General features: G+C 70.8%; 20 protein-coding genes. 6 read left to right on the top strand and 14 right to left on the bottom strand.

Annotated elements, in window-relative coordinates:
• Window positions 1-10: 10 nt before the first annotated feature.
• The 9 genes from OHA68_RS25235 to OHA68_RS25195 all read right to left on the bottom strand — a co-directional run bounded on the left by OHA68_RS25235 (window position 11) and on the right by OHA68_RS25195 (window position 10,181).
• Window positions 11-259 carry a sarcosine oxidase subunit delta gene (locus OHA68_RS25235; protein ID WP_327102441.1) on the bottom strand — a complete coding sequence of 83 codons (249 nt, stop codon included), beginning with the start codon at window positions 257-259 and terminating at the stop codon, window positions 11-13.
• Window positions 259-1,461, bottom strand: a complete 1,203-nt coding sequence (locus OHA68_RS25230) for a sarcosine oxidase subunit beta family protein (RefSeq protein WP_327102440.1) — start codon at window positions 1,459-1,461, stop codon at window positions 259-261. Before OHA68_RS25230 ends, OHA68_RS25235 begins: the two co-directional genes overlap by 1 nt.
• Window positions 1,458-3,869 carry a GcvT family protein gene (locus tag OHA68_RS25225; protein WP_327102439.1) on the bottom strand — a complete coding sequence of 804 codons (2,412 nt, stop codon included), beginning with the start codon at window positions 3,867-3,869 and terminating at the stop codon, window positions 1,458-1,460. The genes OHA68_RS25230 and OHA68_RS25225 overlap by 4 nt, the downstream gene beginning before the upstream one ends.
• Before the next feature lie 465 nt (window positions 3,870-4,334).
• Window positions 4,335-4,697: a phosphomannose isomerase type II C-terminal cupin domain gene (locus OHA68_RS25220; RefSeq protein ID WP_327102438.1), complete on the bottom strand. Its 363-nt coding sequence runs from the start codon at window positions 4,695-4,697 to the stop codon at window positions 4,335-4,337.
• A 107-nt stretch (window positions 4,698-4,804) separates the two neighbouring features.
• Window positions 4,805-7,081 (bottom strand): tetratricopeptide repeat protein, encoded by a 2,277-nt coding sequence (locus tag OHA68_RS25215; protein ID WP_327102437.1) that lies wholly within the window; start codon window positions 7,079-7,081, stop codon window positions 4,805-4,807.
• Between the two features lie 19 nt (window positions 7,082-7,100).
• Window positions 7,101-7,856: an SCO6745 family protein gene (locus OHA68_RS25210; protein ID WP_327102436.1), complete on the bottom strand. Its 756-nt coding sequence runs from the start codon at window positions 7,854-7,856 to the stop codon at window positions 7,101-7,103.
• A 50-nt stretch (window positions 7,857-7,906) separates the two neighbouring features.
• Entirely contained in the window at window positions 7,907-8,719 is an 813-nt protein-coding gene (gene dapF, locus OHA68_RS25205; protein WP_189141680.1) for a diaminopimelate epimerase, read from the bottom strand.
• Window positions 8,720-8,728: 9 nt separating this feature from the next.
• On the bottom strand, window positions 8,729-9,631 hold the full coding sequence (gene miaA / locus OHA68_RS25200; protein WP_327102435.1) for a tRNA (adenosine(37)-N6)-dimethylallyltransferase MiaA: 903 nt from the start codon (window positions 9,629-9,631) through the stop codon (window positions 8,729-8,731).
• Between the two features lie 40 nt (window positions 9,632-9,671).
• The gene (locus OHA68_RS25195; RefSeq protein ID WP_327102434.1) at window positions 9,672-10,181 is read right to left on the bottom strand and encodes a methylated-DNA--[protein]-cysteine S-methyltransferase; all 510 of its coding nucleotides are present in this window, start codon (window positions 10,179-10,181) and stop codon (window positions 9,672-9,674) included.
• A 117-nt stretch (window positions 10,182-10,298) separates the two neighbouring features.
• Here OHA68_RS25195 and OHA68_RS25190 point away from each other — a divergent pair, with 117 nt between their 5' ends.
• Window positions 10,299-11,195: a ribonuclease Z gene (locus tag OHA68_RS25190; protein WP_407674367.1), complete on the top strand. Its 897-nt coding sequence runs from the start codon at window positions 10,299-10,301 to the stop codon at window positions 11,193-11,195.
• On the opposite strand, the gene OHA68_RS25185 is transcribed toward OHA68_RS25190, so the two are convergent.
• The 5 genes from OHA68_RS25185 to miaB all read right to left on the bottom strand — a co-directional run bounded on the left by OHA68_RS25185 (window position 11,161) and on the right by miaB (window position 16,515).
• Window positions 11,161-11,709, bottom strand: coding sequence for an NUDIX domain-containing protein (locus OHA68_RS25185; RefSeq protein WP_327102433.1), 549 nt, complete (start codon window positions 11,707-11,709; stop codon window positions 11,161-11,163). The two genes, OHA68_RS25190 and OHA68_RS25185, sit on opposite strands and share 35 nt — an antisense overlap.
• A 42-nt stretch (window positions 11,710-11,751) precedes the next feature.
• The gene (locus OHA68_RS25180) at window positions 11,752-12,447 is read right to left on the bottom strand and encodes a class III extradiol ring-cleavage dioxygenase family protein (RefSeq protein ID WP_327102432.1); all 696 of its coding nucleotides are present in this window, start codon (window positions 12,445-12,447) and stop codon (window positions 11,752-11,754) included.
• Window positions 12,448-12,522: 75 nt separating this feature from the next.
• The gene (locus tag OHA68_RS25175; protein WP_327102431.1) at window positions 12,523-13,266 is read right to left on the bottom strand and encodes an isocitrate lyase/PEP mutase family protein; all 744 of its coding nucleotides are present in this window, start codon (window positions 13,264-13,266) and stop codon (window positions 12,523-12,525) included.
• Between the two features lie 373 nt (window positions 13,267-13,639).
• Window positions 13,640-14,212 (bottom strand): hypothetical protein, encoded by a 573-nt coding sequence (locus OHA68_RS25170; protein WP_327102430.1) that lies wholly within the window; start codon window positions 14,210-14,212, stop codon window positions 13,640-13,642.
• Window positions 14,213-15,027: 815 nt separating this feature from the next.
• On the bottom strand, window positions 15,028-16,515 hold the full coding sequence (miaB, locus tag OHA68_RS25165; RefSeq protein WP_327102429.1) for a tRNA (N6-isopentenyl adenosine(37)-C2)-methylthiotransferase MiaB: 1,488 nt from the start codon (window positions 16,513-16,515) through the stop codon (window positions 15,028-15,030).
• 173 nt (window positions 16,516-16,688) lie between these two features.
• Between miaB and OHA68_RS25160 the strand changes: the two genes are divergently transcribed.
• The 5 genes from OHA68_RS25160 to OHA68_RS25140 are packed head-to-tail and all read left to right on the top strand — an operon-like array spanning window position 16,689 to window position 21,791.
• Complete coding sequence (locus tag OHA68_RS25160; RefSeq protein WP_372462295.1) at window positions 16,689-17,408, top strand: amino acid ABC transporter ATP-binding protein; 720 nt, start codon at window positions 16,689-16,691, stop codon at window positions 17,406-17,408.
• A gap of 19 nt (window positions 17,409-17,427) precedes the next feature.
• Window positions 17,428-18,288 carry a glutamate ABC transporter substrate-binding protein gene (locus OHA68_RS25155; RefSeq protein WP_327102428.1) on the top strand — a complete coding sequence of 287 codons (861 nt, stop codon included), beginning with the start codon at window positions 17,428-17,430 and terminating at the stop codon, window positions 18,286-18,288.
• Between the two features lie 58 nt (window positions 18,289-18,346).
• Window positions 18,347-19,015 carry an amino acid ABC transporter permease gene (locus OHA68_RS25150; protein WP_327102427.1) on the top strand — a complete coding sequence of 223 codons (669 nt, stop codon included), beginning with the start codon at window positions 18,347-18,349 and terminating at the stop codon, window positions 19,013-19,015.
• Complete coding sequence (locus OHA68_RS25145; protein WP_327102426.1) at window positions 19,012-19,902, top strand: amino acid ABC transporter permease; 891 nt, start codon at window positions 19,012-19,014, stop codon at window positions 19,900-19,902. Before OHA68_RS25150 ends, OHA68_RS25145 begins: the two co-directional genes overlap by 4 nt.
• Window positions 19,903-19,958: 56 nt before the next feature.
• Window positions 19,959-21,791 carry a S9 family peptidase gene (locus OHA68_RS25140; RefSeq protein ID WP_327102425.1) on the top strand — a complete coding sequence of 611 codons (1,833 nt, stop codon included), beginning with the start codon at window positions 19,959-19,961 and terminating at the stop codon, window positions 21,789-21,791.
• The last annotated feature ends 2 nt before the right edge of the window (window positions 21,792-21,793 follow it).

Below are 21,793 nucleotides of genomic sequence, written 5' to 3'. Positions count from 1 at the left end.
CTTGGGGAGGTCAGGGGGATTGCCGGAATTCGTGGGTGACCGTGTGGCGGTCCACGGTGAACCACGTCCGGCAGCCGTGCACGTGGAACCAACGCTCCCGGAACCAGCCCTTGGGGTTGTCGCGCAGGAACACGTACGCGGCCCACTCGGCGTCCGTCAGCTCCCCCGGCGTGTCGGGGTAGGCGATGCCGGCCTGTCCGCCGTACCGGAACTCGATCTCGTCGCGCGGGCCGCAGTGCGGGCAGTCGATGAGCAGCATCAGTGCGCCACCGCCGCCGCGCCGTGCTCGTCGATGAGCGCCCCCGTGGTGAACCTGTCCAGGGCGAACGGTTCCGCGAGGGGATGCGGCTCGCCGTGCGCGATCGTGTGGGCGTACACCCAGCCCGCGCCCGGCGTGGCCTTGAACCCGCCGGTGCCCCAGCCCGCGTTGACGTACAGGCCGTCCACCGGGGTCGTGCCGATGATCGGCGAGGCGTCGGGGGACACGTCCACGATGCCCGCCCAGGTGCGGAGCACCCGTACCCGGCTGAACAGCGGGAACAGCTCCAGCGCCGCCGCCATCTGCGCCTCGATGACGTGGAAGGCGCCGCGCTGGCCGTAGGAGTTGTAGGAGTCGATGCCCGCGCCCATCACCAGCTCCCCCTTGTGCGCCTGGCTGACGTAGACGTGCACGGCGTTCGACATGACCACGCAGTCGAGCACCGGCTCCAGCAGCTCCGACACCAGCGCCTGCAGCGGGTGTGACTGCAGCGGCAGCCGGATCCCGGCCTGGTCGGCCAGCACGGAGGTGTGCCCGGCGGAGGCGAGCGCGACCTTGCCCGCCGCGATCCTGCCGCGCGAGGTCTGCACCGCCAGCACCCGGCCGCCGCTGATCTCGAAGCCGGTCACCTCGCAGCCCTGGATCAGGTCGATGCCGTAGGCGTCGGCCTTGCGGGCCAGCGCCCAGGCCACGTGGTCGTGCTTGGCGATGCCCCCGCGCCGCTGCAGGGTGGCGCCCATGACCGGGTAGCGGGCCCGCTCGGAGACGTTGATGATCGGGCAGAACTTCTTGACCTCGTCGGGGTCGAGCCATTCGGCGTCGACGCCGTTGAGCCGGTTGGCGTTGACCCGCCGCCTGGCCTCGCGCACGTCGGCGAGGCTGTGCGCGAGGTTGAGCACGCCGCGCTGGCTGAACTGCAGGTCGTAGTCGAGCTCCTCGCTGAGCCCCTCCCACAGTTTCAGCGAGTGCTCGTAGATCGCGGCGCTCTCGTCCCACAGGTAGTTGGAGCGGATGACGGTGGTGTTGCGGGCCATGTTCCCGCCGGCCAGCCAGCCTTTCTCCAGGACGGCCACGTTGGTGATGCCGTGGTTGCGCGCCAGGTAGTAGCCGGTGGCCAGGCCGTGCCCGCCGGCGCCGACGATGACCACGTCGTAGGCGGGCTTGGGGTCGGGATTGCGCCAGAGGAAGTCGGGGTGGGTCACCGGCGGATCTTCTCCATCTGGGGGTCGTACAGCGGCTCGGCGGCGACCTCGGCGGGAACCCGCCGCCCGAAATAGGAAATATCCAGCTGTGTCCCGGGGGTGGCCAGGTCGATCGGCAGCCAGGCGTACGCGATGGGACGCCGGATGGTGTGCCCGTAGGCGGCGCTGGTGACGTAGCCGACGGTGCGACCCTGGTGCCGTACCGGCTCCTTGCCCATGACCACCTCGGCGCTGAGCAGCGGCGTCAGCTTGCGGGTGACGTCCGCCGACAGGGCGTCGCGGCCGACGAAGTCCTTGTCCTTCCTGACCGCGAAGCCCAGCCCGGCCTCGTACGGGTTGTGCTCGGGCGTCATGTCGACGCCCCAGAGCCGATATCCCTTCTCCACCCGGAGGCTGGTGAACGCGGCCCGGCCGCCCGCGATCGGCAGCCCGGTCCCCCAGAGCGTGTCCCACAGCTTCAGGCCCAGGTCGGCCGTGGTGTAGAGCTCCCAGCCCAGCTCACCGACGTACGAGACACGCATCGCCGTCACCGGCACATGGCCGATATATCCGCTCTTACAGGTGAAGTAGGGGAAGCCTTCGTGCGACAGGTCCAGGTCGGTCAGCGGCTGGACCAGCTCCCTGGCCCGCGGCCCCCACACGCCCACGCAGCAGGTGCCCGGCGTGATGTCGCGCACGTAGACGCCGCCCGGCGCGTGCCGGGTGATCCAGTCGAGGTCCAGGTTGCCGTTGGCGCCGATCTGGAACCGGTCCTCCGCCAGCCGCGCCACCGTGAGGTCCGACCGGATGCCGCCCTTGGCGTCGAGCAGCAGCGAGTAGGTGACCGAGCCGGGCTTCTTGTCCACGTTGTTGGTGGTCAGCCGCTGCAGGAACGCCGCCGCCCGCGCCCCGCCGACCTCGATCCGCTTGAGCGGGGTCATGTCGTAGAGCGCCACGCTCTCCCGGGTGGCGTACGACTCCGCGGCGGCGATCGGCGACCAGTAGCGGGCGGCCCACTCCTGACGCTGGGCCGTGCCCAGCATCGGCTCGGACTCCTCGCCGTGCTCCCGTACGAGATCCTCCAGCAGCGGCGCGTTCGCCTCGAACCAGTGCGGCCGCTCCCACCCGGAAGCCTCCAGGAAGTGACCGCCCAGCTCCAGCTGGCGCACGTAGAAGGGGCTGGTACGCATCGGCCGCGGCGACTCCATCGGCTGCAGCGGATGGATGACGTCGTAGACCTCGACGAAGTTCTGCTTGCCGCGCTCGGTGACGAAGGCGGGGGCGAGCTGGACCGGCTCGAACCGGTTGAGCTCGCACTCGTGCAGGTCGACGCCACTGTGCCCGTCGACCAGCAGCTCGGCCACCGCCTTGGCGACGCCGGCCGAGTGGGTGACCCAGACCGCCTCGGCCACCCAGAACCCGTCGAGCTCCGGCGCCTCCCCGATCAGCGGGAACCCGTCGGAGGTGAAGGAGAAGATCCCGTTGATGCCGTCCTCGTACCTGGACGTCCGCAGCGCGGGCAGCAGCTCGCCGGCGTCCCACCAGGCGGGGTCGAAGTCCTCCTCGGTGAACTTCTGCACCGACGGCATCGTGGTGCCCTTGGGGCCGATCTCGTGCTGGGCGACCGGCATCGGCCGGTGCGCGTAGGAGCCCACCCCGACGCGGTCGCCGTGGTGGCGGAAGTAGAGGTCGCGGTCCTGGTGGCGCAGGATGGGGCCACTTCCCGGCCCGGCCAGCGGCCCTGACTTGGCGTACTGGTGGGCCAGTGGCTGCAACGGGACGGTCAGCCCTGCCATCGCGCCGATCGCCGGTCCCCAGAATCCGGCGGCGCACACGACCACGTCCGCCTCGATGACGCGGTAGCCGGCGGCGGTCTCCACGGCCACGCCGGTGACCCTGCCGCCCTTGTGCAGGACGTTCACCACCGTGTGCCCGGCCAGGAACCTGGCGCCCCGCTCGATGGCCCGCCCGGCCTGCTTCTCGCAGCAGCTCACGGCCGCCGCGAGCCCGTCGGTGGGCACGTGGAACCCGCCGAGCACCTGGCTTCGGTCGAGCAGCGGCCACAGCTCGGCGCACCGCGCGGCGTCCACCAGCTCGCCCTCGACGCCCCAGGACTCGGCCCAGCCGTGCTTGCGGTGCAGGTCCTGCCAGCGCTCCTCGGTGGTGGCGACCTCCAGGCCGCCCACCTGCTCGAAGCAGCCGAGCCCGGTGTACTTGCGCGCGGTGTAGGAGGCGAACTCGGTCATGGTCTTCGACGGGTTCGTCTGGAACACCAGGCCGGGGGCGTGCGAGCTAGATCCGCCGGTCGCGAAGAGCGGCCCTCGGTCGACGACGGTGACGTCCGTCCATCCCCGGACGGTGAGCTCGTCCGCCAGGGCACAGCCGACGATGCCGGCTCCGATGATCACTAAACGAGGCCGGCTTGTCATGGGGCCCTCCGGTTGTTCCTTATTACGCAACACGCACCGGACTACGCAACGAACATAAGGCTCCGCGGACCTCCGAACAAGGTCTGTCTTTCACCGGCTCCCGGGAGCCGCGACGGCGTGCTCCACGCCGCGGCCGACCCTTCCCGTCGGCGGCCGGTTGGGGGCATCCCCGGGATGGCGAGCGGCCTGCCGTACGTCCTCACCAGGTCGGCAAGGCGACCACGCTCCTGGCCGGCGGCCTGCTCGCCCCCGGCCGCCCTGATCATGACCATCGCCGCAGCCCTACTGACCACGACGAACCGACGGCCTGTACGCAGGCGCGCCACACAAACGCTTACCCATGACAAACCGACGGCTTGTACGCAGGCGCGCCACACAAACGCTTACCCGCGACGAACCGACGGCTTGTACGCGGGCACGCGTCACCCGGACGCGTTCACCCGGCACCGATCGGCGCAGGCTCGGTCAGGAACGCCCGTAGGAGTCTTCGAGGCGCTCGATGTCGTCCTCGTCGAAGTGGCCGAAGGCGACCTCGAGGATGCGGGTGGCGGGGCCGGAGGAGCTGAGGCGGTGGGTCTGGCCGGCGCGGATCAGCACCCGGTCACCCACGGCCGGCTCCAGGCGCTCACCGTTGACCTCGAAGACGCAACCGGGATCGAGGGCCACCCAGAGCTCGTCACGGTGCTCGTGACGCTGCAGGCTGAGCGTCTGCCCCGCCGCCACACTGATGATCTTGACCGTGGACACTTCGTTGAGGGTGAAGCGCTCGAAGGCACCCCACGGGCGCTCGTCACGGATCACGGCGGCCAACTTGTCGATGTCCTGCACTCTGCCTCCAGGTCCCGAAATATCGCGCCAAAAGGTATCAGGCGGCGTGGCCGCCCCTACCGGGAGTGCCGTGCCCGGCGTCGAAGGCCGGGCACGGCGGGAGGCTTCTAGAGCCCGTACTCCTTCACGATCCGCTCGTGCCGCTCGACCTCCACGTCGACCTCGCGCGCCAGGTCGAGCCAGGCCAGCGGGTGCGACCAGCGCTCGGTGGCGTCGTCGAGCAGCGCGTCGACCTCGACGGCGGAGACGTCGGGCGGCACCGCGACCCAGCCGAACACACCGGAGATCTGCTCGCCGCTCGTCGGGTGGGTCACCTGATAGTTGTCATCGCTGTAGACCCACATCGGCCAGCCCCGCTCGGCCATGACCTCGGTGAACTCGGTCCAGTCCGCATCGCTCGGCGCGGCGCCGTCGAAGAAGTAGCTGGTGTAGCCACCGGGACGCAGGATGCTCACCGCGGCGAAGGGCGGCACGAAGTTCTGCTGCTCTTCGGGGTCCTCGGGCAGCGGCTCCAGCAGCTGCGGGTCGAACACGACCAGGTCGCCCGCGTTGTAGTCCATGCCGCGCGGCTGCGGCAGCGCCAGCCTGGCGGTGGCCGGGCCGGTGCGGATGGACAGCACCTGCCGCTGACCGCCGTCGGGCGCGGGGAGGATGAGCCTGATGAGCCCCATCTCCTCCTCGATCGGCCCTTCGGTGGACTTGATCGGCATGCCGAGCTTGGCGGCGCCCTTGCGGACGGTCACCCAGTCCTCGGCGGCGGTGGCCATGACGATCATGCGCCAGACGTCTTCGTCGGTGAGCTCGTCGAGCACCTCCAGCAGCGCCGCGGCGCCTCTGGCGTTCTCGTCGACCTGCTGGGCGGCGCCCGCGACGAGGCGGCGGGCCTCCACCCCGGCTCCGGCGGCCACCGCGTGCTGGGCCTCGTCGAGCGCCTCCGGCCAGCGCTCGCGGGCGCTGTGCAGGCGGGCCAGCGCCAGGTGCTTGGCGGCGTGCGGCAGCGTCGCGGCCATCTGCTCCAGCCGCTCGTCCTGACGCGCCTCGATGAGCAGCGTGGTGAGGTAGGCGATGTCGTCGGCGTCGGCGCCGGCGATGTCGCCGGTGTCGACGAGCATCTTCCAGTAGATGTCGGCGCCGGTCGAGGGGTAGCCGAGGAAGCCGATCGTGGTGGTGTGGCGGCGGGTGGCCTCGATGTCCTTGCCCGACAGCGGGGCCAGCCAGCCGACCCAGCGCTCGGGGTCGGCGTTGTAGCCGTCGGCGGCGTCGAAGTAGGCGACCCGCTCGGCGACGGGGCCGGGCGCCGGGGGCTCGGTGGCCGCGTCGGCGGCGGCGCGCAGCTCGGCGATCCGCTCCGCGACGCCCGTGGCGTCCCGCAGCTCACCGGCGGCGGACTCGGCCAGATCGGCCAGCAGCCTGGCCTGCCACACGCCCTGCCGGGCGATGGCCAGCTCGCCCGCGATCAGCGAGAGCTCGACACGGGAGCGGTAGCCGCCCATCATGCCGAAGTAGTCGACCCACTGGCGCAGCACGCGGCCGAGCTGCCAGGTGTTGGTGATCTGCGAGGAGTCGGCGAGCTTGCTGACGGCGTGCGCCCACTCGACGAACACCCTCGGGTGCTCGCCGACCACGTCGAGGTCGGGCAGCGCGTCGACGGCCTCGGCGACGCGGCCGAGCGTGGCCAGGATGAGCGCGCGGCGGACGCCGTCGCGGTGCTCCTTGGCCACCGGGTCGTCGGCCTGGAAGCCGCCGGCGGCCTGCAGCGCGGTCAGCGCGTCCTCGGCGCGACCGGCGGCGAGCAGCGCGCGGGCGCTCTCGGCGCCCAGCTCCCAGCTGGCCTCGCGGCCGACGGCGCGCAGGCGCTCGACGGCGGTCTCGGCGTAGGTGACGGCCTCGCCCGCGCGGCCGGCGTCGACCAGGGCCGCGACATACTGCGTCGCCAGCCCGGTGTAGGCGGGGTCGGTCGGCTCCAGCCCTTCGATGGCGGCGCCGACGGTCTCCAGCCGCTCCCCGGCGTAACCAGGGCCGTCGGTGTTGGCCCAGACGAGCGCGAGCGCCTCCACCGCGGCCGGCGCGGCCGGGCAGGAGCGCACCTCTTCGCGCTGAGCGAACGCGAGCAGCTGCTCGGCGTCCCCGACGGCGACCGCGCCCTGCGCGCGGTCGCCGATGCGGCCGAGCAGGTGCCAGTAGCGAGCGTAGAACTCCAGCCACGGCTGCTCCAGGGCATCCGCCTGCTGCGAGATGGCCGGAGCCATCACGTCGAGCTGCGGGAAACGCCCTTCGTAGGCCTGTGCGGGGAGGTCTCCCAGCGCCATGGCGAGGCCAACGTTGCCCGCTTCAGAAAGCTGCTGCTGGGTTTCGCCGACCCAGGCCCAGATGTCCACGTCCATGGAACGTCAGTCTGCCAGGTCAATGAGCGTGCCCAAAACGCAGAAGCTCGATGAGCTCGTCCGATTCGTCATTGTTGAGGGGAGAAAATACCGATGCCATCAGATCATCGGTGGCCTCCTCGGCCGCCACCCGGCGTGCGATCACGTCAGGGTCCGGCTTCGCATAGGGCTCCGGCCACTCGAAGAACCTGGCGGCGATCTCGCCTGACGCCGCCTTGATCGGCGTAGCGTCATGGTCGGCCGCGAGCGTCGCCTGGAGGGGGTGCAGGCCGGCGGCGATCACCGCGTTGGCGTGCAGGCCGCCGCGCAGCTCGCGGACGACGTGCATGAGCTGCGTGGCACGCGCGGGCGGGTCGTCGGGCAGGGGTACGGCCCGCCACCCGGCGAACAGCGGAGCGCCGGCCGGCGACGCCTGCCGTACGACCGGTTCGAGCAGTTCAGCGATCCTGGCGGCGCCGGCGTAGTCGCCGAGCCTGCGCCGTCCCCACGCCGCGCAGGCCTCGGCGTAGAGCTCGACCGCCCGCTCGACGGGCATCTTGCGACCGCCGTTCCAGTTCTTCTCGACGTGCTCGTGCGGGAAGAAGACCGCCACCGAGGTGACGACGTCGGCCCCGCACTCGCCGAGCACGCCGCAGCGGCCGCGGAAGTAGAGCTCGCGCGGGCCGAGGCCATGCTCCTCGCAGAGCGCCTTGGCCTCGCGGGAGATCATGAAACCGCCGCCGTACTGCCCTATCGGGGTCTTGACCCGGACGGCCGTGGTCCGTGGGTCCGCCATGTCCACCTCTCTCGGTTCAGGAAGCGGACCCAGCATCCCCTATCAGAACATCATTCTGCAAGCATCAGATCGCCGGCCGCGATGATGACCGCGGGGCCGCGCAGATAGCTGGTGTCGTGATCGAGGATCACGGTGAGCGAGCCGCCGGGCACCTCCACCGTCCAGGTGCCCGTGGTGTCGCCCGACAGTGCCGCCGCGGCGACGGCCGTGGCGACCGCGCCGGTGCCGCAGGAGCGGGTCTCGCCCGAGCCCCGCTCGAAGACGCGCATCACCGCCCGGCTGGTGCCGACCGCGTTGAACAGCTCGATGTTGACGCCCGAGGGGAAGACGCCCGGGTCGAAGCTCGGCTGGTGGGCGAGGTCGAGCTGGGTGACCGGGTCGCCGATCGCGCAAGCCAGGTGCGGGTTGCCGACGTCGATGTGCAAACCCTGGTATTCCTGGCCGCCGACGCTCGTGACACTCTCGCCCCGCACCACCGCGGGGCCCATGTCGACGGTGATCTCGCCGGTGTCCTCGATCTTCACCTTCCTGGTGCCGCCCCGGGTGGCCACGGCGAACTCGCCGGAGGCCACCAGGCCCGCCTCGACCAGATAGCGGGCGAAGACCCGCGAGCCGTTGCCGCACATCTCGGCCATGCCGCCGTCGGAGTTGCGGTAGTCCATGAACCACTCGGCGTCGCCCGCCTGGTCCGCCACCTCCGGCACCTGCTTGGTGCGCACCACGCGGAGCAGCCCGTCCGCGCCGAGCCCGGCTCTCCTGTCGCAGATCTTCGCGATCAGCGACGTCGGCAGATCCAGCTCGCCGTCGGGATCAGGAAGGATGACGAAGTCGTTCTCGGTGCCGTGCCCCTTGAGAAAGCGCATGTCACGATTTTATGCCGACCCACCCCCCGCTATCCGCGCCAGGGACCGCTCAAGCAGATCCGGGGCGTCGTACGGGAGCCAGCACACGCGCGGGTCGCGCCGGAACCACGACTCCTGACGCCGGGCGAACCGCCTGGTCAGCCTGACCGTCTCGGCGAAAGCCTGCTCCTCGGTCCACTCCCCGTTCAGAAAACGAATCACCTGGGCGTAACCCAGCGCGCGGCTCGCGGTGCGGCCCTCCGCCAGGCCCTGCCCGAGCAGGCCGCGCACCTCCGCCACCAGCCCGGCCGCCCACATGCGCTCGACCCTGACCTCGATCCGCCGGTCGAGCTCGGGCCTCGGCACCTCCAGCCCGATCTGCACGCTCGGGTAGAGCGCCTCATAGGACGGCATCGTCGCCGAGAACGGCCGGCCGGAGTGCTCGATGACCTCCAGCGCCCGCACGATGCGGCGCCCGTTGCTCGGCAGAATGGCCGCCGCCGCCGGCGGGTCCAGCTCGCGCAGCCTCGCGTACAGGGGCGCGGCCCCGCGCTCGTCGAGCTCCTTCTCCAGCCTGGCCCTGATCTCCGGGTCGGTGCCGGGAAACTCCAGGTCGTCGATCGCCGCCCGTACGTAGAGTCCGCTGCCGCCGACCAGCACCGGCACGTCGACGGCGTCGATGACGGACCTGGCCAGCCGTTGGTACTCCGCCACACTGGCCGTCACCGTCATGTCCCAGACGTCCAGCAGGTGGTGCGGGACGCCGCGCCGCTCGGCGGGCGTGAGCTTGGCGGTGCCGATGTCCATGCCGCGGTAGAGCTGCATGGAGTCGGCGTTGACGCATTCGCCCCCCAACCGGAGGGCGAGGTCCACGGCGAGGTCCGACTTCCCTGCCGCGGTGGGTCCTACGACGGCGATCACTGACTGGCGCACATGGACCAGTGTGTCAACGGTCCGCGGGTGCCCGAGCCGGTCAGAGATCGAGCAGCGTCGGCTGCAGGTAACCCTCGTGGGTCAGCAGCCAGCGCTTGGTCTCCACGCCCACCCCGCCGCTGAACCCGCCGAGCCCGTTGCCCGCCACCACCCGATGGCAGGGCACCACGATGGGCAGCGGGTTGCCGCCCATGATCGAGCCGATGCCCCGCGCCGGCACGCCGGTGCCGCTGCGGGCCGCCAGCTCCCCGTAGGTGACGACCTTGCCGTACGGAATCTCGTACAGGGCCTGCAGGACCTTGCGGCGCGAGCCGGCGGTGAGCCGCCAGTCGATCGGCGTCGCGAAACTCCGGGACTCACCCGCGAAATAGGCGTTCAGCTGCGCGACCACGGACGCCGTCCGGCCCGGGTCGGCGGCCTCGGGGAAGCCGAGGCGCTCGCGCAGGGGCGCCGGGGAGCCCCAGCCGGAGGCGACCAGGCCGTCCTCGGTGACGGCCAGCACGAACGGGCCGACGGGGGTCGGCACCTCGGCGAACGCGACCGTGGTCATCAGATCCTCACCTGGTTTTTCGTGGAAAATCCCATCGTACGGCGCAGTCCGACCGCCCCGGCGTGCATCCGTGTCAGGAAACGGCGGTATCCGTCCCGAACGTCTAGCATCTGGCTCGTGTCCCGTGAACTCGTCGTGCTCGGCACCGCCAGCGCCGTGCCCACCCGGCACCGCAACCACAACGGCTACCTTCTCCGCTGGGACGGCCAGGGCTACCTGTTCGACCCCGGCGAAGGCACCCAGCGGCAGATGCTGCACGCCGGAGTGAGCGCCAACGACGTGCACTGGATCTGCGTGACCCACTTCCACGGCGACCACTGCCTCGGCGTCCCCGGCCTGGTCCAGCGCATCGCCCGCGACCGGGTCCGGCACCCGGTCCGAGCCGTCTACCCCGCCTCAGGCGAGACCTACTGGCGCAGGCTCCGGCACGCCGCCCCCTTCGCCGACACCGACGTCATCGAGGAACACCCCGTCACCGGCCCCCTCGCCGCCGTCGGCTCGCTCACCGCCCGCCGCCTGTCCCACCCCGTCGAGTCGTACGGCTACCGCATCCAGGAGCCCGCCGGCACCCGCATGCTCCCCGAGAGGCTCACGGCCCACGGCATCCGCGGCCCCGAGGTCGGCGAGCTCCAGCGCACCGGCTCCGTACGCGGCGTCACGCTCGCCCAGTGCAGCGTCCCCCGGCCCGGCCAGTCCGCCGCCTTCATCATGGACACCCGCCTGTGCGACACCGCCTTCGAGCTCGCCTCCGGCGTCGACCTGCTGATCATCGAGGCCACGTTCCTGTCCTCGGAGGGCCCGCTGGCCAAGGAGTACGGCCACCTGACGGCGTTCGAGGCGGGCCTCGTCGCCGCCGACGCCGGCGCGCGCCACCTCGTCCTGACCCACTTCTCCGAAAGGTACGGCTTCGCCCACGAACCGGCCTTCCTGGAAGAGGTCCGGCGCACCTACGACGGCGACGTCACCCTGGCCAGGGACCTCATGACCGTGCCGGTCCCCCGCCGCCGCCGCTGACCACGAGGTAGAGCAGGGCGGCCATGCTGGTGCCGCAGACGAGGTCGCGCCGGTCGATGAGCCGGTGGAGGTCCGCGAGCGGCACCCACTCGACCCGTTCGGCCTCCCAGGTGTCGGTGGGCGGGCCGAGGTGGGTGGCGCTGTCGGCGTGGAAGATGTGGTGCGCCGAGTCCGACAGGCCGTTGGTCGGCTGGGTGTACAGCAGCGGGCGCAACGGCCCCGGCCGCCAGCCGGTCTCCTCCTCGGTCTCCCGAGCCGCGGCGGCCACCGGCTCCTCCCCCTCTTCGATCTTGCCGATGGGGATCTCCCAGCCCCACGAGTCGGTGATGAAGCGGTGCCGCCAGAGCAGCAGCACCCGGCCGCGGTCATCGGTGACCACCGCCCCGGCTCCCGGCGCGGTCCGGATCAGGCGATGATCCAGCCGCGTACCGTCGGGCAACTCCACATCGGCCACCCGGACGTCCAGCCAGCGGTCGGTATAGAGGGCTTGCTCAGAGTGGACCTGCCAGCGCATACGACGTGCTCCCAGCGTGGACACCTGCTCTCCGCCCCCACGCTACAACGGCCGCTGCTCCCAGAGGCCGGCGAAGTAGCCCACCCCGTAGGGTGCCGCCTCGGCGAGCACGCGGCCGGTGAACCGTGCGCCGCTCGCCGCGCCCGCCAGCACCTGGAGCGCCGCCCGCCCGCCGACCCAGAGCCGGTCGGCCACCGCCGGGTCGAGGTCCGCGAGCGCCTCGCCGTCCGCGCCGGCGAGCGCGCGCACGAGCAGATCGTGGTACGGCCGAGCCGCCGGGTCGTGGTGTCCCGGGGCACGCGGGGTCAAGCAGGCCGACCCGTCGGCCATCACCAGCAGTGCCACCCTGCCGTCACCGGCCAGCTTCGCGCCGAGCGCCAGGCAGTCCTCGGGGCCGGCGGCCGAGTCCACCGCCTGGAAGGCCACCGGGTCGATGTCGTACGAGCCGCTCTCCAGCAGCCAGCGACCGACCGTCAGCGACAGGGGCAGCACCGGCTCGCCCCGGCCGACCCTGATGTCCACGCCCCACGGGTGCAGCGAGCCCGCCGCCTGCGCGCCGTACCCTCGGGTGCGGTCCGCGCCGCCCACGACGACCAGCAGGTCGGGGCGGGTGTCGCGGAGCGCGGCGACCGCGGTGTGACAGGCGGAGCGGAGCTCGTACAGCTCGCCCTGGGCGGCGCCGGCCAGGGCGGGGACGAGCAACGGGGTGTGCGGGCAGACGGCCGCGGCGACAAGCACAGCCGACAGCGTAGTGGCGCCCCTTCCAGCAGCGACCGTCCCGTCACCGGCCGATCGGGCACCCGCCGGGATCGGTCAGCGGAGCTGGTAGGGGTCGCGTCCCTCGGCGACGGCCTGGATCATCCTGACCGCGTACGCGTGCGCCGCCTCGTGCAGGCCGTGTCCGTAGCTCACTCGGGCGACCCCGAGCTCGGCCAGCCGTTCCAGGGTCGGCGCGCCGGGGCGGAAGAGGATGTTGACCGGTCCTCCCACCTCGGCGACCAGGGCCTCGATGCCTGCCTCGGCCGCGAGCCCGATCGGGTACACGCAGTCGGCTCCGGCCTCCAGGTAGCGCCGCGCCCGGTGTACGGCCTCGCCGGGCTCGCCTCTGATGTAGGCGTCGACCCTGGCGTTGATCACCAGCGCCTGCCCGGCCGCGGCCCGTACCTCGGCCAGGAAGTCGGCCTGACGCCCGGCCTCGATGAGCTCGCCCGAGCTGGGGTCGGAGTCCTCCAGATTGCATCCCACCGCTCCTGTGGCGAGCAGCCGCTCGACCAGCTCGGCGGGTTCGAGGCCGTAGCCGCGTTCCATGTCGGCGGTCACCGGCACGTCGACGACTCTGACGACGCGCGCGACGGCGGCCAGCATCTCGGCCGCCGGGGTGACCTCGTGGTCCTCGTAGCCGAGCACCTGCGCGACGGCCGCGCTCCCGGTGGCGACCGCCGGAAACCCCGCCTCCTGTACGGCCACCGCAGAGGCGGCGTCCCAGGCGTTGGGCAGGATCAAGGGCTTGCCGGGCACGTGCAGCGCACGCAGCACGGCGGCTGAGTCAGTGGTCATACCGCTGATCTTAGGAACAGGGTGGCCTGGCACCACAGGTCCAGTAGCGGCGAATAACACCAGACCACTTCAGGTCACGCGGTCCGCGGAGCCGGAGAGCGACGGTCGCGTTGATCACGCGGTACCGGGTGCCGGAGGGTGGCGGACCCGGTGGATCGCGCGGCCTGAGGGGACTTGCCGGCCGCTGTGAGTCACCGTGGCTTGAGGGTGCCTGCGATGTGACTCACACGGCCTGAGGGTGGCGCGGCCCGCGGCCCGGAAGGATCGCGTTCCGCCTGAGGGTGGCGCGGCTCGTGGTCTGGAAGGATCGCGTTCCGCCTGATAGTGCGCGGCTCGGGCCCGGAGGGATCGCGTTCCGCGCTGCCGGGGTGGGTCAGCAGCCGCTCTTGGCGCACTGGCCGGCGACGGAGCCCTCCGGACCGTCCGCCGGGGTGTCGGCGGTGTCCTCCGGTGCCGGCTTCGACGGCTTCGTCGTGGGCTTCTTGGCCGGCTTGTCGGCGGAGTCCGCCTCGTTCTTGTCGCGCGCGCCGGTGCCGGCCGGGCCCGTGCCGGTCGACGCCCTGTCACCGGTGTCGGCGGTGTCAGCGGTGCCGGTGTCAGCGGTGTCAGCCGTGTCGCCGGTGTTGTCGCCGGTGTTGTCGCCCGTGTCGCCGACCCCGTCGTCGGCGGTGTCCTCGGACGGCGTGTCGTCGTCCTTCGGGGCCTGCTCGTCCGGGGCCTGCTCCTCGGCGGGAGGCGCCTGGTCGCCGGGAGGCGCTTGCTGGCTCATCTGGACGGGGGTGTCGCCGCCGCTGGTCATCACGTAACCGACGCCCCCCACGGCCAGCAGGGCCACGAGGACGGACGCCGCGATGGCGATGATCTTTTTCTGGCTTCTGCCGGACCTTTGATGGTCGCCCGGTCCGTCGAGGATGTCCTGACGATCCGGCTCGGTCGGATCTTGCATGGCCTTCAGCTCCTGCGGTCGTATCGGGAAAGCTCTCCGGCTTCCGCGGGCGATGGACCACACTAGCCGCAACAGCGTATTGCTTGCGCACCAATCACGAAGGAATCACGACTTGTCCCCCCTTCGAGCTATTCGCCCAGGTAGCCGCAACCGGCTCGCACCTGCGGCGGGCGTCGCGACGGTGCTCGCCATCGCGGGTCTCGGAATTCTCCTGGCGTTCACCGGCCCTCGAAACCCGCTACGGAAAAGCGCTCCCGAATTCGATCAGGAAAACGCGCTTTTCGATGGATCAAGAACGCCGTCGCATTCTCCTTGGCCAGCGCCGGTTTCGAGCCCATCCCCCACGCCCACGCGAACGAGTCCCGCCGACGGCTTCCTTGACCTGATCACCCCGAGCACTCCCGACCCGAACCTCCCGAGCACTCCTGGCCCGAACGTCCCGAAGGCCCCCGAAAGCACACCCGCCCTGAGCAGACCTGCCCCCAGCAGGACCACCACCCCCGGCTGGGTCCGCGTACTCCCGGCCCCCACCCGTAAGGCCGCCTCCCCGCGGCCCAGCAGGTCTCCAACGGCGCGGGCGGCCACTCCGGCCACGCGAACCTCCCCGGCGGTCACCCCGGCCCCCGAAGCCCCCGCCCCTGAGAACCGCGCCACCGAACCCCGCGACACCGAACCCCAGGCCCCAGAACCCCGCACCACCGTCCGGGTAGGGCCGAACCCGTGCGCCACGTTCCAGGACCTGCGGCAGGACTACTGCTACCGGCTCCTCGACGGCCTCAGCCGATAGCCGTACAAGATCCGTACGAGATGCGCGGTCAGTGTGCCGAGCAGCCGTCCGCGGCCGGCAGCGGCGCGGGGCGGCCGATGGTGGGCATGCCCAGCAGGACGCCGGGCGCCGCGGCGGGCGCGCCCTGCCGGGACTCCCACGCGTCCCCGGCCCGGGTGCGGCGCACCCGCACCGGCCCGTCCGCCACCAGGTGGTGCGGGGCCGCGTACGTCACCGCGACCGTCACCATGTCGCCGGGCCGCGGGATCTCGTCGCCCACGGCGAAGTGCACCAGCCGGTTGTCGGCGGCACGGCCCGACAGGCGGCGGGTGGCGTCGTCCTTGCGACCCTCACCCTCCGCGACCAGCACCTCCAGGGTCCGGCCGACCTGCTTCTTGTTCTCCTCCCAGGAGATCTCCTCCTGGAGGGCGACCAGGCGCTCATAACGCTCCTGGACGACCTTCTTGGGCACCTGGTCCGCCATGGTCGCGGCCGGGGTGCCCTGGCGGATGGAGTATTGGAAGGTGAAGGCGTTGGCGAAGCGGCTGCGCCGTACGACCTCCAGGGTCTCCTGGAAGTCCTCCTCGGTCTCGCCGGGGAAGCCGACGATGATGTCGGTGGAGATGGCCGCGTCGGGCATGGCCGCGCGGACGCGCTCGATGATGCCGAGGTAGCGCTCGGCGCGGTAGGAGCGGCGCATCGCCTTGAGCACCCGGTCCGAGCCCGACTGCAGCGGCATGTGCAACTGGTGCATGACGTTGGGCGTCTCGGCCATGGCGGCGATGACGTCGTCGGTGAAGGCGGCGGGGTGCGGGGAGGTGAAGCGGACCCGCTCCAGGCCCTCGACCGAGCCACAGGCGCGCAGCAGCTTGCCGAACGCCAGCCGGTCGCCGAACTCGACGCCGTAGGTGTTGACGTTCTGGCCGAGCAGGGTGACTTCGAGGACGCCCTGGCCGACGAGGGTCTCGACCTCGGCCAGGACCTCGCCGGGACGCCGGTCCTTCTCCTTGCCGCGCAGCGACGGCACGATGCAGAAGGTGCAGGTGTTGTTGCAGCCGACGGAGATCGCCACCCAGGCGGCGTAGGCGGACTCGCGCTTGGTGGGCAGCGTCGAGGGGAAGACCTCGAGCGACTCCTTCAGCTCGACCTGCGCCTCGCCCTCGATGCGGGCGCGCTCCAGCAGCACGGGCAGCGAGCCGATGTTGTGGGTGCCGAAGACCACGTCCACCCACGGCGCCTTGCGGACGATCTCGCCCTGGTCCTTCTGGGCCAGGCAGCCGCCCACGGCGATCTGCATGCGCGGATTGCTCATCTTGGCGGGCCGCAGGTGGCCGAGGTTGCCGTAGAGGCGGTTGTCCGCGTTCTCCCGGACGGCGCAGGTGTTGAACACGACCACGTCGGCGTCCGCGCCGTCGGCCGCGGGCAGGTAACCGGCGTCCTCCAGCAGGCCCGACAGCCGCTCGGAGTCGTGGACGTTCATCTGGCACCCGTATGTGCGCACTTCGTATGTGCGGGCGCTCTCCTGGGTCAAAGTCATGGCACGTTCAAGGGTAGTCGGTTTACGGCTCGTGGCTGCCGTGGGACGCTAAAAGTCCAGCTTGACGGCACGATGTGATCGGATCGGTACCACTCAGTTAGTGACCAGCGTCCTTCCTACCTCTACCGTTTGGGTCCATGACGGAGAACGGTGACGTAACTCCACTCGTGCAGATGGAGAACGTCAACAAGCACTTCGGGGCATTGCACGTCCTGAAGGACATCAACTTGACCGTCTCACGTGGCGAGGTCCTGGTCGTCATCGGTCCTTCCGGCGGCGGAAAGTCCACGCTCTGCCGGACGATCAACCGGCTGGAGACGATCGACGGCGGAAAGATCGTCTTCGACGGGCAGGTGCTGCCCGAGGAGGGCAAGGGGCTGGCCAGGCTTCGGTCCGAGGTCGGCATGGTGTTCCAGTCGTTCAACCTGTTCGCGCACAAGACGATCCGGGAGAACGTCACACTCGGTCCCACCAAGGTGCGACGTCAGGCCAGGGCCGCGGCGGACACTCGGGCGATGGAGTTGCTCGAGCGGGTCGGCATCGCGGCGCAGGCGGACAAGTATCCCGCCCAGCTCTCCGGCGGTCAGCAGCAGCGGGTGGCGATCGCCCGGGCGCTGGCCATGGACCCGAAGATGATCCTTTTCGACGAGCCGACCTCGGCACTGGACCCTGAGATGGTGCAGGAGGTGCTCGATGTCATGATCGGGCTGGCTCGTGACGGGATGACCATGATGGTCGTCACGCATGAGATGGGCTTCGCCCGTAGAGCCGCCAACCGGGTGGTGTTCATGGCCGACGGGCAGATCGTCGAAGAGAACACGCCCGACGAGTTCTTCACCAACGCGCAGACCGAGCGGGCGCGTGATTTCCTTTCGAAGATCCTCACGCACTGACATAAAGAGGCAGGTATACATGCACATGCGTCGAGTGGGAGCGGTGTTCTCCGTGGCGGCCCTCGCCGCCGGGTTGAGCGCCTGTGGTGGCGGCGGCGAGACCTACGCCACCGTGGCCGACAAGATCACTGGTGGCGGCACCGTCGTCGTCGGCACCAAGTGGGACCAGCCGAGTTTGGGCCTCAAAAAGGGCGCGAACCCGGAGGGCTTCGACGTCGACGTGGCCACGGCCGTGCTGAAGGAGATGAACGGCGGCAAGGACGTGCCGGTTGAGTGGAAGGAGTCGGCCTCGTCCAACCGTGAGCCGTTCCTGGAGAACGGCACGGTGGACATCGTCTTCGCCACCTACTCCATCACCGAGGAGCGCAAGCAGAAGGTCACCTTCGGCGGCCCTTACGTGATCGCGCACCAGGACGTGATGGTCCGCAAGGACGACACCTCGATCGCCGCCCCGAAGGACCTCACGGGCAAGAAGATCTGCAAGGCCTCCGGCTCCAACTCCTACAAGCGGATCACCGACCCGCCCCCGGACGGCGAGCTCGACCTCGACGCCACCACCGTCGACGCCGCCAACTACTCCGAGTGCATCCAGAAGCTGGGCGGCAGCAACCTCGACGCGGTCACCACCGACGACCTGATCCTGGCGGGCTTCGCCAAGCAGGCCGGCGGCAACTTCAAGGTGCTGGGCCAGGGCTTCACGGACGAGAAGTACGGCATCGGCCTGAAGAAGGGCGACACCAAGACGTGTGAGGCCGTCAACACCGCGGTGAAGAAGCTGTGGGACAACGGCACCATGAAGACCCTGCTGGACAAGTGGTTCGGCGGCATCGAAGGACTGAAGGTGTCCGAGGCAGCGCCGCCCGCGGAGGGCTGCAGCTAGTCAACATCAGAGGCGGCGGCCGGGATCCGGCCGCCGCCGTCCTATGCGGTGGAGCACGATGGACGAACTGATCAAGTACGCGCCCGACCTCGCGGAAGGCTTTCTGGAGAACGTCAAGCTCTCCCTCGTGGCCGCGGTCGCCTCCCTCATTCTCGGCACGATCCTGGTCGCGATGAGGGTCTCCCCCACCCCGGTGCTGCGCGCGGCGGCCACCTTCTACGTCAACGTGGTGCGCAACACCCCGCTGACGCTGGTGCTGGCCTTCTCCGCACTCGGCCTCAGTGACCAACTCGGCCTGGTCTTCTCCGACACGCCCAGGACCAACTCCTTCTGGATCGTCGCGATGGGCCTGTCGCTCTACACGGCGTCCTTCGTGTGCGAGGGGTTGCGGGCGGGCATCAACACCGTTCCCCTCGGGCAGGCGGAGGCGGCCAGGGCCATCGGGCTGACGTTCATCCAGTCCTTGACCCTGATCATCCTGCCGCAGGCGTTCCGTGCCGTCATCGCGCCGCTCGGCAGCGTGATGATCGCCATGATCAAGAACACCACCGTGGCGACCGCCGGCGGTTACCTCGCCGACGCCGCGGCCGTCATGAAGATCACCTTTGACACCACCGGCGCGTCGATCCCGATCTTCATCGGGCTCATCCTGGCCTTCATGGCCCTGACCATGCCCATCGGCTACTTCACCGGCTGGTTGGCCCGACGCCTGGCGGTGGCCCGATGACCTCCGTTCTGTTCGACACACCCGGACCGCGCGGGCGGGTGCGCAACCACCTGCTCACGGTGATCAGTGCGGTGGCAGTGGTGGCCGCCCTGTTCTGGGTCTACCGCGGCTTCGACGCCAAGGGGCAGTGGGAAGGCAAGATCTGGCAGCCTTTCCTGGAGGCTGACACCTGGGAGTTCTACATCATCCCGGGCCTGATCGGCACGCTGCGGGCCGCCGCGCTGGCCGCGGTGCTCGCGGTGGCGTTCGGCGCGATCTTCGGCCTGGCCCGGCTGTCCGACCACGCCTGGATCCGCGTTCCGGCGGGCCTGGTGGTGGAGGTCTTCAGGGCCATCCCCCTGCTGCTGCTGATCTTCTTCATCTTCTACCTGGCGCCGAGCATGTTCGGCGGCGGCGACTACGCCTTCATCGCCGTGGTGCTCGGCCTGACCCTCTACAACGGCTCGGTGCTGGCCGAGGTCGTCAGGGCGGGCGTGCAGGCGGTGCCGAGGGGGCAGTCCGAAGCGGCCTACGCCATCGGCATGCGCAAGGGCCAGGTGATGCGCATGGTGCTGCTGCCCCAGGCCATCACCGTGATGATGCCGGCGATCGTCAGCCAGCTCGTGGTGCTGCTGAAGGACACCGCGCTCGGCTACATCATCGCCTACGTGGACCTGCTCAACACCGGCTTCAAGATCCTGCCGGCGGTCCACTTCGGCTCGCTGATCCCGGCGGCGATCGTCATCGGCATCATCTACGTGACGCTGAACCTGGCGCTGAGCTATGTGGCCAACGTGCTCGAACGGCGCAGCAGGCGCAGCCGCAAGACAACGGCGAAGCCGGTCGCACCTCCCGGCGCGGAGGCCATCGGCCTGCGGTCCGGCGGCGGACTGGACAGCACCGACTAAAAGCGGTGTGGATCAACCGGCACACGGGCGGCGGGGATTTCCGGCAGGATTCGGTTATGCCCGCCGCTTCGTGGCTCTCGCCCATCTCAACCACCCAGGTCGCCCGCGCGGGAGTGCGCGCGGGCTGGCCCAGCGCGCTCGACGGGCAGGCGTGGTGGACGGAGGACCGTCCCGAGGAGGGCGGCCGGACCACCATCGTCCATCGCGCCGCCGACGGCACCCGCCGCGAGCTGCTGCCCGCCCCCTGGTGCGCCCGCACCCGCGTGCACGAGTACGGCGGCCGCCCCTACACCGTGACCCCCGACGGCCAGGTCATCTTCGCCAACCTCGCCGACCAGCGCCTCTACCTGCTCGACGGCACCATCAGCGCGCTCACCCCCGAGGGCGAGAACGCCCGCTACGCCGACCTCCTCGTCCACGACGGGCACGTCTGGTGCGTACGCGAGCGGCACACCGGCGACGGCAAGATCTCGCGGGCCATCGTCTCCATCCCGCTGAGCGGCGGCCCCGCCCGCGAACACGTCACCGGCCACGACTTCTACGCCTTCCCCACCATCTCCCCCGACGGCCGGCATCTCGCTTACATCTGCTGGGACCACCCGCGCATGCCGTGGAACGGCACCGAGCTGCGCCTCACCCGCCTGTCCGACGGCCTGTCCTGGCCGATCCAGGGCGGCCCGTCGGAGTCGGTCCTGGCACCCCGGTGGAAGGACCACGAGACCCTCTACCTGATCTCCGACCTGTCCGGCTGGTGGAACCTCTACGAGCTCGGCCTTCAGGGCGGCCCACCGGAGCCGTTGTGCCCGATGGAGGAGGAGTTCGCCTGGCCGCTGTGGTATCTCGGCGGGCTGCCGTACACGATCCTCGGCGACGGCCGGCTCGCGGTCCTGCACGGGCGCGGTGACCTGCGGCTGGGCCTGCTGGACCCGCGCACGCGGGTCCTCACCGACCTCGACACCGGCTACGACGGCTGGGAGCCGGCGCTAGCCGCCGACGGCACGTCCCTGCTCGGCGTGGCGTACGGCGCCGCCACCGACAGGTCCGTCGTCCGGCTCGACACGGGGACCGGGCGGGCCGCGGCGCTCGGCGGCGGCGCGACGCCACCCGACCCCGCCTACCTCCCGTCGCCCCGGGCGGTCGAGCTGCCCGGCGAGGACGGCCTTGTGCACGCCTTCCTCTACCCGCCGACGAACCCGGCCGAGGTCGTCGAAGGACCGGCCCCCTACGTGGTCTTCGTGCACGGTGGTCCGACCGGGCAGGCCGGCACCGCACTCGACCTGGAGAAGGCGTTCCTCACCTCGCGCGGCATCGGCGTGCTCGACGTCAACTACGGCGGCTCCACCGGCTACGGCCGGGCCTACCGGGAGCGGCTGAAAGGGCAGTGGGGACTGGTCGACGTCGCCGACACCGTCGCGGCCGCCCGCTGGCTCGCCGCCGAAGGGCTGGCCGACCCGGACCGCATCGCCATCCGCGGCGGCAGCGCCGGCGGCTGGACCGTGATGGCCGCCTGCTGCCGGTCCGACGTGTTCGCCGGCGGCGTCTCCTACTACGGCGTCAGCGCCCTGGCCCCGCTGAACGCCCATACGCACGACTTCGAATCCCGCTACGCGGAGTGGCTCGTCGGCCCGGACGACCCGCACCTCTACGCGCAGCGGGAGCCGCTCGCCCTGGTCGGCGGCGTGTCCTGCCCGATGCTGCTCCTGCAGGGGCTCGACGACCCCGTCGTGCCGCCCGAGCAGTCGGCCGCCTTCGCCGACGCCCTGTCCGAGCGCGGCATCCCCTGCACCTACCTCGCTTTCGAGGGCGAGTCACACGGCTTTCGCCGCGCCGAGACCCGCTCCGCCGCGCTCGCCGCCGAATACGCCTTCTACCAGCAGCTCTTCATCTGAGG

Origin of the sequence: Nonomuraea glycinis (assembly GCF_035920485.1) — a bacterium.
GTDB lineage: Bacteria > Actinomycetota > Actinomycetes > Streptosporangiales > Streptosporangiaceae > Nonomuraea > Nonomuraea glycinis.
The sequence above is the reverse complement of the archived record's forward strand: the minus strand, read 5'-3'. Positions and strand labels throughout refer to the sequence as shown.

Coding starts and splice junctions, on each gene's coding strand:
- OHA68_RS25210 (WP_327102436.1), bottom strand. CDS start 7,856: ATGGCGGACCCACGGACCACGGCCGTCCGGGTCAAGACCCCGATAGGG.
- OHA68_RS25235 (WP_327102441.1), bottom strand. CDS start 259: ATGCTGCTCATCGACTGCCCGCACTGCGGCCCGCGCGACGAGATCGAG.
- miaB (WP_327102429.1), bottom strand. CDS start 16,515: ATGACTTTGACCCAGGAGAGCGCCCGCACATACGAAGTGCGCACATAC.
- dapF (WP_189141680.1), bottom strand. CDS start 8,719: ATGCGCTTTCTCAAGGGGCACGGCACCGAGAACGACTTCGTCATCCTT.
- OHA68_RS25170 (WP_327102430.1), bottom strand. CDS start 14,212: ATGCAAGATCCGACCGAGCCGGATCGTCAGGACATCCTCGACGGACCG.
- OHA68_RS25160 (WP_372462295.1), top strand. CDS start 16,689: ATGGAGAACGTCAACAAGCACTTCGGGGCATTGCACGTCCTGAAGGAC.
- OHA68_RS25155 (WP_327102428.1), top strand. CDS start 17,428: ATGCACATGCGTCGAGTGGGAGCGGTGTTCTCCGTGGCGGCCCTCGCC.
- OHA68_RS25225 (WP_327102439.1), bottom strand. CDS start 3,869: ATGACAAGCCGGCCTCGTTTAGTGATCATCGGAGCCGGCATCGTCGGC.
- OHA68_RS25195 (WP_327102434.1), bottom strand. CDS start 10,181: ATGACCACGGTCGCGTTCGCCGAGGTGCCGACCCCCGTCGGCCCGTTC.
- OHA68_RS25215 (WP_327102437.1), bottom strand. CDS start 7,081: ATGGACGTGGACATCTGGGCCTGGGTCGGCGAAACCCAGCAGCAGCTT.
- OHA68_RS25175 (WP_327102431.1), bottom strand. CDS start 13,266: ATGACCACTGACTCAGCCGCCGTGCTGCGTGCGCTGCACGTGCCCGGC.
- OHA68_RS25140 (WP_327102425.1), top strand. CDS start 19,959: ATGCCCGCCGCTTCGTGGCTCTCGCCCATCTCAACCACCCAGGTCGCC.
- OHA68_RS25145 (WP_327102426.1), top strand. CDS start 19,012: ATGACCTCCGTTCTGTTCGACACACCCGGACCGCGCGGGCGGGTGCGC.
- OHA68_RS25185 (WP_327102433.1), bottom strand. CDS start 11,709: ATGCGCTGGCAGGTCCACTCTGAGCAAGCCCTCTATACCGACCGCTGG.
- OHA68_RS25150 (WP_327102427.1), top strand. CDS start 18,347: ATGGACGAACTGATCAAGTACGCGCCCGACCTCGCGGAAGGCTTTCTG.